This window comes from Arthrobacter sp. Leaf141, assembly GCF_001424565.1.
Classification (GTDB): domain Bacteria; phylum Actinomycetota; class Actinomycetes; order Actinomycetales; family Micrococcaceae; genus Arthrobacter.
On sequence record NZ_LMOL01000016.1, the window covers coordinates 161896 to 177427 of the forward strand.

Genomic DNA, 15532 nt, shown 5'->3' on the forward strand with positions numbered 1-15532 from the left:
CCACTGCGCGGTACGCAGGGGCCGCAGCGAGTGCGGCGGGTCACAATGTTTCTCCCACCCTAGACTCCGACTCCGGGGGGGCATTATGTGCAGTGGCACAGATCGTCGGGTGCGAAATCGGATGATCCCACAGGCATGAGGACCACAAGGAATCAACAGATTCCCTGTGGTCAACGCGGTAATCTTGAGGAAACGCGTGGGCAATCTTGATCCAATCCAGTGACTAATCGGTGGAAACGCTTGCATCTGCGGCGCTATATTCCTTCTACGGCTGGGAACCGTGCCGGCAGCACCTCGTTTGCCGGCATGTTGCACTGTTGGCCAGCCAGCTGGCCGGTGTGCGGCAAACCACATTGGCATCAATAACGCAGAGGACGCGGTCTCACCTTTGATGGGTGGGGACCGTATGTCGCTTATAGGCCGCAGCAAAGAGTTGGACCGGATCCTTTCTGTGATCCGGGGGCCCAAGGATTCCGCCCTTGCCGTGATCGGCCGGCGCGGATCGGGCAAGTCTGCCTTGCTGTCCGAGATTCCCACTCTTTCCGAGTACCGGACCGTTTTCCTGCAGGCCAGCGCCGCCGAATCGGATTGGCCGCTGTCCGGGCTGACCGCGCTGCTCAACGGCATCGACGACCCGGTCCTGAACCGCATCGCAGATGAACTCCTCCGCGATACAGCCGGCACCATGAACGTCCCCATCGTCTCCGCGATGCTCTTGAACGGCCTGCAGCAGCGTTCCTCAGCCCGGACAGTGATTGTGATCGATGACGCGGACCAGCTGGATTCCAGCAGCCAGGCCGTCATCGGGTTCCTTTCCCGCCGGTTGGCCGCAACGGACATCGCCCTCTTCGTCAGCGTCCGTGAAGAAGTGCCGGACAGCCCCTTCACCGGTCTTGCCGTCCTGCCGTTGGGTCCCCTCAGCTACAGCGACACCGTCAGGTTGCTGGAGGCCATTCCGGCGAAGCAAACCACGACGGCGGCCGCCCACACGGTTGCCGCGGCTACAGGCGGGAACCCGCTCGCCGCCGTCGAGCTTTACCGCCGGCTGCTGGAACGGCAGGCGGAAGGCAAGCACGCGCTGCCGGTCCCGCTGCCCTGCAAAGGCAGCTTCGAGGCGGAGTTCGCCGCCGTCGTCGGCGGGATCAGCCGCAGCGCGCGCAACGTGCTGGACCTGCTGTCCCTCTCCTACCGCAGCGATATCCCCAGCCTGGAAAAGGTCAGCCCTGATATTTGGGCCGGGGTGGATGAGCTCCTCGCCAGCGGCCTGGTGAACCGTTCCGGGCACCACCTGCGCATCCGGGACCAGCTGCTGCGCGGCTTCGTTTTCTCAGCCATGACCCCCGCTGTCCGCACGGCAAGCCACCGGACCCTGGCCGAAGCGTCGGAGGCCACCGATCCCTACGCCCGGCGGTGGCACCTCAGCTTCACCGCCCTGGAGCGCCAGACCCCGTTCGGCCTGTTGCGCCACGCCGTGGACCTGATCCGGGGCGGGGAGATCTCCTTCGCCGTCGAATACATCGAGCGGGCCCTCACCATCAACCCGTGGGAGGCCGAAACAGCCTCGCGCCTTGCCACCGTCGCCGAACTGCTGTTTAACCGCGGCGAATTTGTTTATGCCAAGCGCTACCTCGAGTGGGCCCAACGGGTCACCCGCAATCCCGCGCTGATCCTGCGGCTCACCGGCCTGTCCTTCCAGATCCAGTTCATCCAGGGCGCGGCGGTGCGCTCCAGCATGGTGCTGCGGCTGGTGAGGGAATTCGGCCGCCACGATCCGGGATACGCCGCCAGCCTGCTGGCCGTTGGCGCCCTGTACTACGCCGAACGCTGGGAACTCCGCGACGCCGCCGAACTCCTCCGGCAAGGCGCCGAGTTCCAGGACTCGGCATCCGCCGGGGTGCTTGCCATTTCGGAGCGGGCGAGGATGCTGGCAGACTCCATCAGCGGCAATACCGGGACGCTGAGCCGGAAGCACGAACCGGCGGGCAGCGCCCGGATGGCAAGCCTGCTGATCCAGGGCCGCGCCCTGAGCTACGCAGAACGGTACGACCACGCGCAGGAAGCCTTCGCCATGGTCCGCAGTTCCGTTGAGGCAAGCAACACCAACTGGCGGGAAACCGCAGCGTTCCTTGCGGTGGACAACGAAATCCGGGCCGGCAACATCCGCGCCGCCATCAAGCTCATCGACGACATCGAACGCCACGAACCTGAAGTGAAGTTCCACCGTGGCCTGCGGCACCTCTACCGCGAGTGGCGGGCCCACGCGCTGGGCGACGAGGCCCTGGCCCATGTCCACGCCGCCGAGGCACAGCGCTACGCCGGTTCGGAAAGCCACGCTGCGACCACCGCTCAGCTCGCCTCGGTCCGCGGCCATTTTGCCCTGCTCCGCGGCGACCTGGCGGAGGCTTTTGCCCAGTTATCCCGCGCTACGGAAATCGGCCTGGGGTTCGGGAATCCAACATTGCTCCGGTGTGAGGCTGACCTGGTGGAAGTCCTCATCCGCATGGGCCGCCACCGCGAGGCCACGCACGCGCTGATGATCCTGGAAGGCCGTTCCGTGGGCCTGCGGTCGCCCTGGCTGGCGATCGCTGTGGCCCGCAGCCGCGCCATGCTTGCCGACGGCGAGCAGTCACTGAATCTTTTTACCCAGGCGCTCGAAGGCCGGGCCGCGCTTGAATCCGTGCTCGAATGCGCCCGGACCCTGATGTGCTACGCCGAAAGGCTGAGCGCTTTCGGCCGGTTGCGGGATGCCCGCGACGCCCTGCTGCGCGCCAAGGTGATGTTCGATGAGGCCGGGGCCGACGCCTGGACCCAGCATGTGGACGCGCTGCTGCTCGACGAACGGGTGGAGCCGGCCAAACCGCAGGGCAACCCGGCCATGAGGCTGCTCGCGGACCACGAACGCGCCCTGGCGAAAATGGTGGCGCGCGGGATGCGGAACAAGGAGATAGCGGCCACGTTGTACGTGTCGGTCCGGACCGTGGAGGTGCGCCTCACGGCCATCTACCGCAAGCTCGGCGTGGAGTCGCGCGCCCAGCTGACAGCCCTGGCCGCCGGCAAGGAAAACCTTGCGCCGGAGCCGTACGTCCTGCCCGTCCTCTAGGCCTTTTTCCGGCCGTTTTGCAGGTACCCGCAGTATCCACAGCGTTACCTCCCGGGACCCACAAAAGCCTCCTTGAACCCGCGTTTCCCCAGGCTTTTCCCAGCTAATTTTTCCTCATGGCCAACTCAAAAGGCGGATACGCCGGAAAGGTTCACTATGGCAGAAATACCAGTAGCCCGAACCGGACGTGCAGCTTTTAGCTGGCCTGTTGCGTCGGTTGCTGCACAGCGGACGTCAACTCCGCGGTTGGCGGCGGCGGAAACCGCAGGAACCCGGATTCTGCGGCCGCCAACCAGCGGTCCCGCCCTCGGCGTGGCGAAGGCCACCGGACGGAAAGCTGCAGCAGCGTGGATCTCGACGCACCTGAACCTGATCCGCGGCGCCGACACGGTCCTGGTGGTGGCCGCCGTCTACCTCGGCTACGTGGTGACGGGCGCGGCGCCGGACAGCCTGGCGAACCGGGCCGCCACCGTGACGGCCATGGGTGTGGCGGTGGCCTGGCTGGTGGCGCTGGAAATGTACCGGACCAGGGACTCCAAGGTCCTGGGCATCGGTGCCGACGAATACAAGCGGGTTGCCTCGGCCACTGTGCGGATCTTCGGCCTGATGGCCATCGCAGCCGTGGTTTTCTCCGTCGACGGGGCCGACGCCTTCGTCACCGTTTCCCTGCCGCTGGGGCTCGCCGCCCTGACCCTGAACCGGTGGGTGTTCCGCCGCAGGCTCACGGCAGAAAAGGCCAAGGGCCGGCATCTTTCCCGGGCCATCGTTGTGGGGGACCCCGAGGACGTCCGCTACGTGGTGCAGCAGGTCCGCAGGAAGTCCGGAGCCGTTTACGACATCCTGGGTGTCTGCCTCCCCGGGGCCCGCCGTGGCGGGATCTTCCGGGTCGAGGACAGCACGGTCCCGGTCCTTTCCTCGACCGATGACATTGCCCGGACGGTCCGGCTGTCCGACGCGGACTCGGTGATTGTCGCCGGTCCCCTGCCGGGCGGCAACCGGTTCATCCGTGAACTGGGTTGGAAGCTTGAGGAGTCATCAGCGGAGCTGATCCTCGCGGCAACCCTGACCAACGTTGCGGGCCCCCGCATCCACTGGCGGCCCGTCGAGGGACTGCCCCTGATGCACGTGGACATCCCGCAGTATTCCGGGGCCAAGCATGTGCTCAAGCGGGCCATGGACGCCGCCGCCGCGCTGGGCGCCCTCCTGGCCCTCTCCCCCATCCTGCTGGCACTGGCACTTATTGTGCGGTTGGACAGCCCCGGGCCGGTGCTGTTCCGACAGGAGCGGATCGGCAAGGACGGCAAGGTGTTCGGCATGTTCAAGTTCCGCTCCATGGTGGTGGACGCCGAGGCCCGGCTGGCTGACCTTGGCCAGCAGAACGAGGGTGCGGGTGTGCTGTTCAAGATGCGGGACGATCCCCGGGTGACCCGTTGCGGACGGTGGATGCGCAAGTACTCGCTGGACGAGCTGCCGCAGCTGTGGAACGTGGTGCTCGGCGACATGAGCATGGTGGGTCCCCGCCCGCCGCTGGACCGGGAAGTAGGGGCCTACGAGCACCACACCCGGCGCCGGCTGCTGATCAAGCCCGGCATCACCGGCCTGTGGCAGATCAACGGACGCTCGGACCTCGCCTGGGATGAAGCCGTCCGGCTTGACCTGTACTACGTCGAAAACTGGTCCATCGCCGGTGACCTCCTTATTCTTTGGCGGACTTTCCGGGCAGTGATCCGGCCGTCCGGCGCTTACTAACAATCCATCTCCGGGAAAGAAACCGCCATGACCGCAGCTGCTACCCCATCACCAGCCCCCGCCCACCGGCAGCAGGGCAGGAAACTCCGGATCGCCGTCGTTGGCGCCGGCTACTGGGGACCGAACCTGGCCCGCAACCTGCAGGCGAGCCCCGACTGGGACCTGGTGGCCATCTGCGACCTGGACCTTGCGCGGGCCCGGAAACTCGCCGCGTCGCTGGGCGAGATCCCCGTGGTGGAAAGCCTGGACGAGCTGCTGGACACATTCGACGTGGATGCCGTGGCCATCGCGACGCCGGCGCGCACCCACTATGGGACCGTGATGACGGCGCTGCGGGCCGGCAAGCACGTCCTGGTGGAAAAGCCCCTCGCGGACAGCCGGGCCCACGGGGTGGAAATGGTGGAGACCGCGGAGGCGAACGGCCTGGTGCTGATGGCCGACCACACCTATTGCTACACACCTGCCGTGCTTAAGATGCAGGAACTGGTGCAGAGCGGCTCCCTGGGGGACATCCTGTACGTGGATTCCACGCGCATCAATCTGGGACTGGTCCAGCCGGACGTGGACGTGTTCTGGGACCTGGCGCCGCATGACCTGTCCATCCTGGACTTCATCCTGCCGGGCGGACTGAACCCCAGTGAAGTCTCGGCGTTCGGAGCCGATCCGCTGGGCACCGGCCGTGACTGCGTGGGACACCTGAACTTCCGCCTCGCCAATGATGCCACCGCCCACGTGCACGTCAATTGGCTCAGCCCCACCAAGATCCGGCAAATGGTGATTGGCGGCTCCCAGCGCACGCTGGTCTGGGACGACCTCAACCCGCAGCAGCGGCTCAGTGTCTATGACCGCGGCGTAAGCCTTGACCGGCAGCCGCAGTCCATCGGTGAAAAAACGTCCACGGCGGTGTCCTACCGGCTCGGTGACACCTGGTCCCCGGCGCTTCCGGAGCGCGAAGCCCTCTCGCAGGTGGTGGAGGAACTTGCCACCTGCATCCGCAGCGGCCGCCCGGCCCGCACCGGCGGCGCCTCCGGGCTCCGGGTCCTGTCCGTACTCGAAGCGGTAACCAGGAGCCTGAGCCGGTCCGGCCAGGCATCACAGGTTGAGGGGTCCGCCCTGGCGGATGCCGGCGCGGAGCGTGCCCGGTGACCAATCTTGAGGGTGCGGATGTCCTGGTGACAGGCGGCGCGGGCACCATCGGATCAACCCTGGTGGACCAGCTGCTGGCGGCCGGGGTGGGCCGGGTGGACGTTCTGGACAACCTGGTGCGCGGCCGCCGGGCCAACCTCTCCGGCGCCTTGTCCTCCGGCCAGGTGGAGCTCGTGGAGGGCACTATCTCGGACCGGGACCTGGTGCATGACCTGAGCCGGGGCAAGGACCTGGTGTTCCATCAGGCCGCCATCCGGATCACGCAGTGTGCCGAAGAGCCGCGCCTCGCCCTGGAAGTCCTGGTGGACGGCTCCTTCAACGTGATGGAGGCCGCCGCGGAACACAAGGTGGACAAACTCGTGGCCGCCTCCAGTGCTTCCGTCTACGGGATGGCGGAGGAGTTCCCCACCACCGAACGGCACCACCACGCCAACAACGACACGTTCTACGGTGCCGCCAAATCCTTCAACGAGGGCATGGCCAGGAGCTTCAGCGCCATGACCGGACTGAACTGCGTGATGCTTCGCTACTTCAACGTCTACGGCCCCCGGATGGACGTCCACGGCCTGTACACGGAGGTCCTGGTGCGTTGGATGGAGCGGATCAAGGACGGCAGGCCGCCGCTGATTTTCGGCGACGGCCAACAGACCATGGACTTCATCCACACCGCGGACGTGGCCCGGGCCAACGTTCTAGCGGCCGGAAGCGGCGTCACCACCGGCGTCTACAACGTGGCGAGCGGAACTGAAACGAGCCTCCTGGAAATGGCCCAGGCGCTGCTGCGGGCCATGGACTCCGGCCTGGCCGTGGAACATGGCCCCGAACGCCAGGTCAACGGCGTGGTGCGCCGGCTGGCCGACACGACAGCCGCAGCACGCGACCTGGGCTTCAAAGCCGAAGTGGAGCTGGAAGAGGGCCTTCGCGGCCTGGTCGCGTGGTGGGCCCCGCTCCGGGACGAAATCGCCGCAGCAAGGAAGGCAGGGTTGTCATGAGCCAGGAAGCAGTCCTCGCGCGGATCAACGTGATGAAGCCCCTACTGGGCGAAGAGGAAGCGAAGGCCCTGGCCGACGTGGTGGCATCCGGCTGGGTGGCCCAGGGACCCAAAGTCAAGGAGTTCGAAACCCTTTTCGCTGCCGGGCAAAGCGTCCGCCATGCGGTGGCAACCTCCAGCTGCACCACGGCGCTGCACCTGGCCCTGGTCGTGGCCGGGATCGGGCCGGGCGACGATGTCCTGGTCCCGTCACTGTCCTTCATTGCCACCGCGAACGCCGTCACCTATGTGGGAGCGCGGCCGGTCTTTTGTGACGTTGATCCGGCCACGGGCAACGTCACGGCCGAAACCATCCACGCCGCCCTCACCCTGGACACCCGCGCGGTGATTGTGGTGGACCAGGGTGGGGTACCACTGGACCTTGACCCCATCAGGGAGCTCTGCGACAGGCACGAAATCACCGTCATCGAGGACGCAGCCTGCGCGGTGGGTTCCACGTACAAGGGAAAACCGGTGGGCACCCGCGCGGACATCGCGGTGTGGTCGTTCCATCCCCGGAAAATCCTCACTACCGGCGAGGGTGGCATGCTGACCACCAACCGGGCCGACTGGGCGGCCAGGGTACGGACCCTGCGGGAGCATTCCATGAGCGTGTCCGCCACCGACCGGCACGGCTCCGTCCTGGCCCCGCCGGAGGTTTACCTTGAGGTGGGCTTCAACTACAGGATGACGGACCTGCAGGCGGCCGTCGGCATCGTCCAACTCGGCCGGCTGCCCGAAATCCTGCAGCGGCGCCGTGACATCGCTTCCCGTTACGTGGCCGGGCTGGCGGGCCTGCGGGGACTGCGGCTGGTCTCCGATCCGCCCTACGGCACCACTAATTACCAGTCCTTCTGGATCGAGGTCCTGCCCTCCTTCGCCACCAGCCGGGAGGGGCTGATGGAAAAGCTGGCTGACGCCGGGATTTCTGCACGGCGCGGCATCATGGCCGCGCACCGCCAGCCGGCCTACCGCTGGCGGGACGGGGGCAACGCCAGCCTGCAGCACACGCAACGGCTCAATGACAGGACACTGATCCTGCCTGTCTTCCATGACCTCAGCGACGAAGGACTCGGCCGCATTATCAGCACCATCCGGGCGGCGGCCACATGAGCGAGCTGATTCTGATCGCTGCCAGCGGCCTGGCCCGGGAGGTCCTGGCCATGGTGCGCAGCAGCGGGCAGTACGACGTCGTTGGCCTCCTGGACGATGACCGGGAAATGGCGGGCGTTACCGTGGATGGCGCGCCGGTCCTTGGAACCATCGACGAGGCAGCAAAATACACCCATGCCTTTGTGCTGGTGTGCATCGGTTCGGGAAGGGCCAGGGAGGCGGTGGTGGACCGGCTTACCGCCATGGGCCTCAACGAGGCCCGCTACGCCACCGCTATCGACCCGTCGGTGCAGTATCCCGAAGACTGCAGGATCGGCCGGGGCAGCATTTTGCTGCGCAACGTCACCCTCACCGCCGCTGTCACCCTGGGTTCACATGTGGTGGTGATGCCGTCTGTGACGTTTACGCACGACGACGACGTGGCAGACTTCGCCACGTTTGCCGCCGGCGTGTCCCTGGGCGGCGGCGTCCGGGTGGGCCGGGCAGCCTACCTCGGTATGAATTCCAGCGTCCGGGAACGGGTTTCCGTGGGTGCGTACGCAACTGTGGGGATGGGCGCCGCTGTCCTCAGCAACGTACCCGACGGCGAAACGTGGGTGGGTGTGCCCGCCCGTGAAATCGACAAGGACAGTTTCCTGTTCAAGGGGGCACCGTGAGCGCGGGATTGGAAGTCTCGGCGCCGGCAATCGTTCCGTTGGTGGACCTGGCCGCGCAGCAGGCGGAGGTCCACGACGTCGTAATGGCCGAACTGGCCGGGGTGTTTGCGACGGCCGCGTTTGTGGGCGGCACAGCCGTGGCGGACTTTGAGTCCGGCTACGCCCGATTTACGGGTGCCCGGCACTGCGTAGGCGTCGCTAACGGCACCGAGGCCCTTGAGCTGGCCCTGCGGGCAGGTGGCGTGGGGCCAGGCGGCGAAGTCATCCTGCCGGCCAATACGTTCATTGCCACAGCGGAGGCTGTCAGCAGGATCGGGGCGGTTCCCGTCCCCGTGGATGTGGACGCCCGCTACCTCCTGATGGACCCGGCCGCCGCGGCTGCCGCCGTGACGGGACGCACCCAGGCCATCGTCCCTGTCCATCTCTTCGGGCAGACGGCGTTTGTGGAACAGCTGCTTCCCGTCGCCGCGTCGTGCGGGGCGGTGATCATTGAGGACGCCGCCCAGGCCCAGGGCGCCACCCGGTTCGGCCGCTCCGCCGGCACGTTGGGGTTGGCCGCGGGCACAAGTTTCTATCCGGGAAAGAACCTCGGCGCTGCGGGTGACGCAGGCGGGGTCCTGACCAACGATCCGGACGTGGCCGCGCATGTCCGGCTGCTGGGCGCTCATGGAAGCTCCGTCAAGTACCGCCACGACGTGGTGGGGATCAACTCCCGCCTGGACACCGTCCAGGCGGTGGTGTTGAAAGCGAAACTGGCCCGGCTGCAGGAGTGGAACCTCCTGCGGCGTGCTGCAGCCGAGCGGTACGCGTGCCTGCTGGCCGACATTCCGGGTGTGGAACTGCCCGCGGAAGCGCCCGGCAACACCGACGTCTGGCATCTTTATGTGGTCCGGGTCCCGGACCGGGATACCGTGCTTGCCGGCCTGCTCGCCCGGGGGATCCAGGCCGGCATCCACTATCCCGTTCCCGTTCACTTGAGCGGTGCGTACGCGGGCGATGGCCGGGGGCCGGGGTCCTTTCCTGTCGCCGAGGAAGCCGCCGGCCGGATCCTGTCCCTCCCCTTGTTCCCGCACATCACGCCGGACCAGCAGGAGCGGGTGGCCGACGCCCTGAAAGCAGTCCGGAGCAGTCTATGACCGCCCCGGTGCAAGGGCCGGGAACGGCTTCGCCGGTTACCGCCAAAGCACCGGGAGCCTCTGCGGCCCTGGCGTGGAGCCTGCTCAATACCGGCGTTGCCAAGTTGGGAACCCTGGGGATCGGAATCCTGCTTGCCCGGATCCTTGGTCCGGATTCCTACGGCACTTTCGCGGTCGCCATGGTCGCGCTGCTTGCAGTCCTGACATTCAATGAGCTCGGCGTTAGCCTGGCGATCGTCCGCTGGCCGGGTGATCCCGCCGATATCGCACCTACGGTGACCACAATTTCAATCCTGAGCAGTTGCCTCTTTTGCCTGGCAGGGCTGTGGGCGGCACCCTGGTTTGCGGCTGCCATGGGCGATCCGGATGCCGCCGGCGTCGTTCGCCTGATGGTCTGCTGCGTCCCCATCAGTGGCGTCGTCGCAACACCTGCCGCTCTCCTGCAGCGCAGCTTTGACCAGAAAACAAAAATGGCCATCGACCAGGTGAATGTCTGGCTGGGCGCCGTTATATCCATCGTTCTCGCACTCGCGGGATTCGGGGCCATGAGCCTGGCCATCGGACGCCTGGCCGGAACTGTGGTTTCCGGCATCATGTTTGTGGTCAAGTCACCGCTGCCACTGCGTGCAGGCCTCGACAGGAAGCTTCTGAAGCCCCTGCTCGGGTTCGGCCTGCCGCTTGCCGGCACCAGCATCATCGTCTTTTGCCTGGGCTATTTTGATCAGCTGGTGATCGGCAATCTCCTCGGCCCCACCATGCTGGGCCTGTATGTCCTCGCCTTCAACCTGGCCAGCTGGCCGGTCTCCGTCCTGTCACAGCCGCTGCGAAGTGTTGCACCCGCTGCCCTGGCCCGGCTCCAGCACGACCCGCCGAGGATGCGGGCGACAGTCACCGCCCTGACAGGTGTCCTGACGGCCGTAACCTTCCCGGCCGTTACCCTGCTCGCAATCCAGGCCGGGCCCATTGTCCAGTTTGTGTATGGCGACGCCTGGGCAGGAGCCGCGGCCGCCCTTACCTGGCTCGCCATGTTGGCGGGCCTGCGTATTTTCTTTGAATTGATTTATGACTACCTGGTGGTGGTGGGTCTCACCGGTTCCATCCTCACTATCCAGGTGTGCTGGCTCGTGGCCCTGGTGCCGGCCCTCCTCCTGGGCGCTGCTGACGGGATTGCCGGGATTGCCAGGGCACAGTTCCTGGTTGCGGCAGCCGTGGTGCTTCCCATCTATCTGTGGCGGTTGCGGACGGCCGGTATCGGACCCGCCAGGATGCTGCGCCAAGGCTGGCTTCCGGCGCTCTGTTCAGCCTTGCTGTCCGGCTTCGCCATACTTGTGGACAGGGCCGGACTGCAACCGCCGTTCGCCCAACTCATTTCAGCGGCTGCGGCCATCGCTATGATGGCTGGCCTGCTGTGGATCAAACGTGCCGATATTTCGATGCTCAAGGCGATGGGACGGAGCGGGGGCCTTGACGACGACTAGTCAGAACAGGGAAACCTTCTGCCAGCTCGTTCGCAGCGCGGCAGCATTTGCGGATTCCGGAGCCTGGGAGCGCGCGGCAGTCCAGGCGCAGCTGGCTGCCCGCTTCGCGTGGACCGACCATGCGGGATTTTTCGCCAGCAAGGAACTTGAAGACCTCATCAGCCGGATCAGAACCTCCGTTCCGGCCGCGGTTGGGCGGCCGGAATCAGCGGCCCCGGGCCGGCAGGTGATTGTTCACGTGGCCACCCAGCTCTACGGCACGGGTGGCCATACCCAGTCCATCGCACGCTGGATTCGTGAAGATCCGCTGTCAAGCCACAAGCTGGTGCTCACGCGGCAGGGAATGGCGCAGATACCGGCCAAAGTCACGGCTCATCTCCCCGATTCCAGCGATGTGCTCCTGCTGGACCGTCGACCCGGGGGCCTGCTTAGACGGGCAGCGGCCCTGCGCCGGTTCGTCCGTGCCGCCGACGTGGTCATAGTCCACGCCCATCCGTACGATGTGGTGCCCGCCCTCGCCCTCGGGCTCGAGGGATCGCCGCCCGCGGTTTACGTGAACCACGCAGACCACGTCTTCTGGGTTGGTACATCCGCCGCCACCGTGACAATGAATCTGCGCCAAAGCGGCCGGGACCTGAGCGTCAGCCGGAGGGGAATAGCCCCTGAGCGGTGCATGGTGGCGAACCGGCCGCTTGAGCTGTCCCCTGCCGGGGGGCTTGACGGCTTCCAACGCTCGGCAGCCCGGTTGCGGCTTGGCGTGGCGGACGGCGAACTGCTGGTTGTTTCAGCGGCAGCAGGCAGTAAGTACAGTGCGGTGGGCCAGGAATCCCTGATCGGGCTCTTCTCCGCCCTGATTCGGCACCGCCCCGAAATGCGGCTCCTGGTTGCCGGTCCGGCCGCCGAAGGCCAATGGTTGGAGGCTGCGGGGGCAAGCGGTGGCCGGATCCGGGCCCTCGGCCGGCTTCCCGAGGTGCAGGGCCTCCTGTCCGTTGCGGACGTTTACCTTGATTCCTATCCGTTTTCGTCGCTGACCTCCCTGCTGGAGGCCGGCGCGCATGGCCTGCCGCTGGTGACCTTCCGGGGCCACCCGGAAGAGTGTGCGGTACTTGGCTCCGATTCGCCCGGCATGGTCAAGGAGCTGTTCAGCCCGGCAACCGAGCAGGAGTTCATTGAGACCTTTGCGGCGCTGGCCGACTCTCCCGCGTTAAGGGCCGCCCGGGGTACAGCGAGCCGGGAGGCGGTTCTTGCCGGCCACAGTCCAGCTGCCTGGGCGGAGACGGTATCCGCCATCTACACCAAAGCCCGGGCTGCCGGTACGTCCGTCGTGACGGGGGCGACGCCTTGGCAGGACGGACCATTGGATCAGCTGGTAGGCATGATCCAAAGCAGGACAGGTTTTTCGGGCGTTGGAGCCGCAGCGGCCGACGTTCTCACCCTGCGCGGGCCTGCCGGGCGGATCCGGCACTGGTTGGCATTGCGGAAGTCCCAGCAGTTGGGGCCCTGGCGGCTGCTGCCGGAATGGGTCCGTGCCGGGATCGCAGATACCCGGCGCCGGCTCAGCCCGCCCGCATGGCAAACGGCGTTGCCCGCCGTCCACGATAGCCTGCTACCGCTGCGTCGACGCCAGGTCCGGTAAGAAGCCACGCACCGATGTCACCGTCGAACCCGAGAAGGACCTTCCGGCCGGCCAACGCACCTGCAACCTCGCCCACAGCGGCAAAGCCCGCATTTGTCACAACGACTGTACGGTCCAGTGGTTGTGATGCAACCAGCGGGACCAGTGACGCCTGATCCGCGGTCTCGAACCTGAACGTCACATTCCTGCGGGGCAGCTCCACGGCACAGCTGATGGCGGAAAGGCCTGCCCCAGCGGGCACTGCACTGATGACATACGCCTCGGCAAGATCCGCCGCGGAACAGATGGAATCGATGTCCCAGCGGATGTCGCCAAGTACAGTCGGGGCATCCGCCGGCGCACCGTTGCGGAGCCGGTGGGCGGCCAGTGATTCCCGAAGCCATCGATACCGCCATTTCTGGGTGCCCACCATGCGTGCAAGGACTCCGGGGGCCTTCATCCGCGCCTGGACGGTGCCGCACGTGGTAACCACCGGCAACTGCTCCGGGTAAGCCTTGGCGATCCAGTCATGCGCTTCGGCCAGCAGGTCCACGTTGGTGGAGAGGCTGTTGTGGGTCAATGGAATCGGGGCCGCCGACACCCTCAGTCCCAGGGACCGCATGCGGACGCAGTACTCCACCGCATAGGCGTGCCATGAAAGGTCACGGACTTCAGCGAGCGGGTGGCGGAGGATTTGTTGCCGCCGGGCCATAAAAAGTACCTCGTCAAGGGTGTCGACATCGGTCAACCCCGAGAGGGGTTCGCCGGAAAAGACCACGCGGTCGCGGATCAGTCCAAGCTGCCTGCCGTCACGTGTTACTCCTGTTGCGCCGGCAATGCCCGTCGAGGTGTCACGCATAAGGAGTCCCGCCGCGGCCTCCAGAGCAACAAGGGAGTGGAGGAAGACGTCTTGGTGCACAAAGACCACCACGTCGTTGGCCGCCAGGCGCGCACCGTGATTGAGGGCGGCGCCGGCGGAAGGAAATTGACCGGCCGTATTGTCAACCGGCAGGTACTCGGTATCCGGCGCCGCAGGCAATCCCGAGTGCACAGACGCCGTCAGGCATTCCCTGAGCACGTCCGGACTATTGAAGACACAAATAATGGATACCGGTGTGCGTACTCCCACTTCAGTGCTTGGCAACATCAAGATCTCGCTCCTCATCCGGGTTTAGGGGTGCATCACCCGGAAGCGGCCATACCGGCCGCCGCTCAGGGATCGGGTCTGTTCGTGGGAGCTGCAGTACCACGGTTGAGGCTTTCTCATTCCTCGCAATGCGCCACAAAGCACCGGCGATGCCAAGCATCAGGAACAGGAATGCGCCGGCCATGGGAAAGCTCAAAGCGTCAAAGAAGGCAAACATCACTCCGGCAGCAGTGAGTGCTGAGGCTACAGCGATACTCAGCCTGGAAAGCAGCGGGTCCGTCAGGAGCGCCCGGGCGCGGAAACAGCAATAGAGGCCGCTGAGCATAAACAGCAGGAAGGTGAACAGCCCCAGGAAGCCGGAATCAATCAGCATAAGCAGGTACTCATTATCAAGGATCCTGTACTTGGGCAGGAACGTACCGAAACCGCGCCCCAGAATCCCGTTCCTGATGGCCAGTTCCAGCACAACTCCATAACTGTCAGTTCTGGATTGGGTACTTGAATCTCCGGAGAGCCCCTCGAACAGGCCGCGCACCGTTCCCACCATGCCCGGCACCAGGAAGTACACGGCGACGCCGGCGAACATGAACACAAGAAGTGCCCGGAGGCGTAAGGTCCTGGACCAACTCGGGAGCAGCACGATCAGAACAACGGCAACGCCTATGAACGTCGAACGTGAAACCGAAAGGGCAACTGCCGCCAGAATTATTCCCACACAGATCCAGCGGAAGATGCTCCTGCCTTTAAGTTCGTTCAGGGCAAGAGTCACGGCGATGGGAAGGGACATGCACAGCACCACGCCGTACTCGAGCGGGTGGGTCGCTGTACCGGCGGCGCGCAGGAAACCCGCCCTGAGATGGATGCTGTCAGCGGCAACTCCTTCGCTGAAGCCAGGGATGGAAATGGCGGAGACAAAAGACTGTCCTGTCACGAACTGGACAAGTCCCAGTGTGGCCATCGCCGTTCCCAGCAGCACAACCCGGTCCAGCAGGACCAGGAGTTTTCCGCGGTCAATCACTCCGTCGTTGGCTAGAAGGAAGAGACCGGCCCAACTCAGTGCCCGCAGCAACCCGGTGTCAGCAGCACGCGCCTCATCGGGGGCCAACCCGGCAAAGTTAGCGACGGCATAAGTGACCGCAACGGCACACAGGAACATAAACAGTGAACGGCGGGCCGGCTGACTACCGCCAAAAAGCGGAAAGGGCCGCTGTACTTGTTGCCATCCCCACCACAACAGCGCTCCAAGAAACCACAAAAGACCGGGTCTGCCGATTGAACCAAGTGCCGAGATGGTCAGGTTGGACGGAATGGCGCAGCTCAGGATCATGCCAATCGTCAGCACATCCACTGCATCAAACCGCG

Annotated in this window: 11 protein-coding genes; 9 read left to right on the top strand and 2 right to left on the bottom strand. The window is 65.6% G+C overall.

Going from position 1 to position 15532, the window contains the following annotated elements; all coding sequences use genetic code 11:
* Nucleotides 1-406: 406 nt before the first annotated feature.
* The 9 genes from ASF72_RS12550 to ASF72_RS12590 all read left to right on the top strand — a co-directional run bounded on the left by ASF72_RS12550 (nt 407) and on the right by ASF72_RS12590 (nt 13044).
* Nucleotides 407-3100 (top strand): LuxR family transcriptional regulator, encoded by a 2694-nt coding sequence (locus ASF72_RS12550; RefSeq protein WP_056599332.1) that lies wholly within the window; start codon nt 407-409, stop codon nt 3098-3100.
* Nucleotides 3101-3256: 156 nt separating this feature from the next.
* Entirely contained in the window at nt 3257-4849 is a 1593-nt protein-coding gene (locus ASF72_RS12555; protein ID WP_082484244.1) for a sugar transferase, read from the top strand.
* A 27-nt stretch (nt 4850-4876) separates the two neighbouring features.
* Nucleotides 4877-5995 (top strand): Gfo/Idh/MocA family protein, encoded by a 1119-nt coding sequence (locus ASF72_RS12560; RefSeq protein WP_050683791.1) that lies wholly within the window; start codon nt 4877-4879, stop codon nt 5993-5995.
* A complete protein-coding gene (locus ASF72_RS12565; protein WP_050683790.1) occupies nt 5992-6987 on the top strand; it encodes an NAD-dependent epimerase/dehydratase family protein in 996 nt (331 codons plus the stop codon). Before ASF72_RS12560 ends, ASF72_RS12565 begins: the two co-directional genes overlap by 4 nt.
* Nucleotides 6984-8138: a DegT/DnrJ/EryC1/StrS family aminotransferase gene (locus ASF72_RS12570; protein WP_056599338.1), complete on the top strand. Its 1155-nt coding sequence runs from the start codon at nt 6984-6986 to the stop codon at nt 8136-8138. The genes ASF72_RS12565 and ASF72_RS12570 overlap by 4 nt, the downstream gene beginning before the upstream one ends.
* Nucleotides 8135-8794 carry an acetyltransferase gene (locus tag ASF72_RS12575; RefSeq protein ID WP_050683788.1) on the top strand — a complete coding sequence of 220 codons (660 nt, stop codon included), beginning with the start codon at nt 8135-8137 and terminating at the stop codon, nt 8792-8794. The genes ASF72_RS12570 and ASF72_RS12575 overlap by 4 nt, the downstream gene beginning before the upstream one ends.
* Entirely contained in the window at nt 8791-9930 is a 1140-nt protein-coding gene (locus tag ASF72_RS12580) for a DegT/DnrJ/EryC1/StrS family aminotransferase (protein WP_056599341.1), read from the top strand. Before ASF72_RS12575 ends, ASF72_RS12580 begins: the two co-directional genes overlap by 4 nt.
* Entirely contained in the window at nt 9927-11408 is a 1482-nt protein-coding gene (locus ASF72_RS12585; RefSeq protein WP_056599343.1) for an oligosaccharide flippase family protein, read from the top strand. The genes ASF72_RS12580 and ASF72_RS12585 overlap by 4 nt, the downstream gene beginning before the upstream one ends.
* A complete protein-coding gene (locus tag ASF72_RS12590) occupies nt 11395-13044 on the top strand; it encodes a glycosyltransferase (protein WP_056599346.1) in 1650 nt (549 codons plus the stop codon). The genes ASF72_RS12585 and ASF72_RS12590 overlap by 14 nt, the downstream gene beginning before the upstream one ends.
* Here ASF72_RS12590 and ASF72_RS12595 read toward each other — a convergent pair.
* A complete protein-coding gene (locus ASF72_RS12595) occupies nt 12965-14188 on the bottom strand; it encodes a glycosyltransferase (protein WP_082178120.1) in 1224 nt (407 codons plus the stop codon). The genes ASF72_RS12590 and ASF72_RS12595 overlap by 80 nt on opposite strands.
* Nucleotides 14154-15518, bottom strand: a complete 1365-nt coding sequence (locus ASF72_RS12600; RefSeq protein ID WP_162242805.1) for an O-antigen ligase family protein — start codon at nt 15516-15518, stop codon at nt 14154-14156. Before ASF72_RS12600 ends, ASF72_RS12595 begins: the two co-directional genes overlap by 35 nt.
* Nucleotides 15519-15532 lie beyond the last annotated feature (14 nt).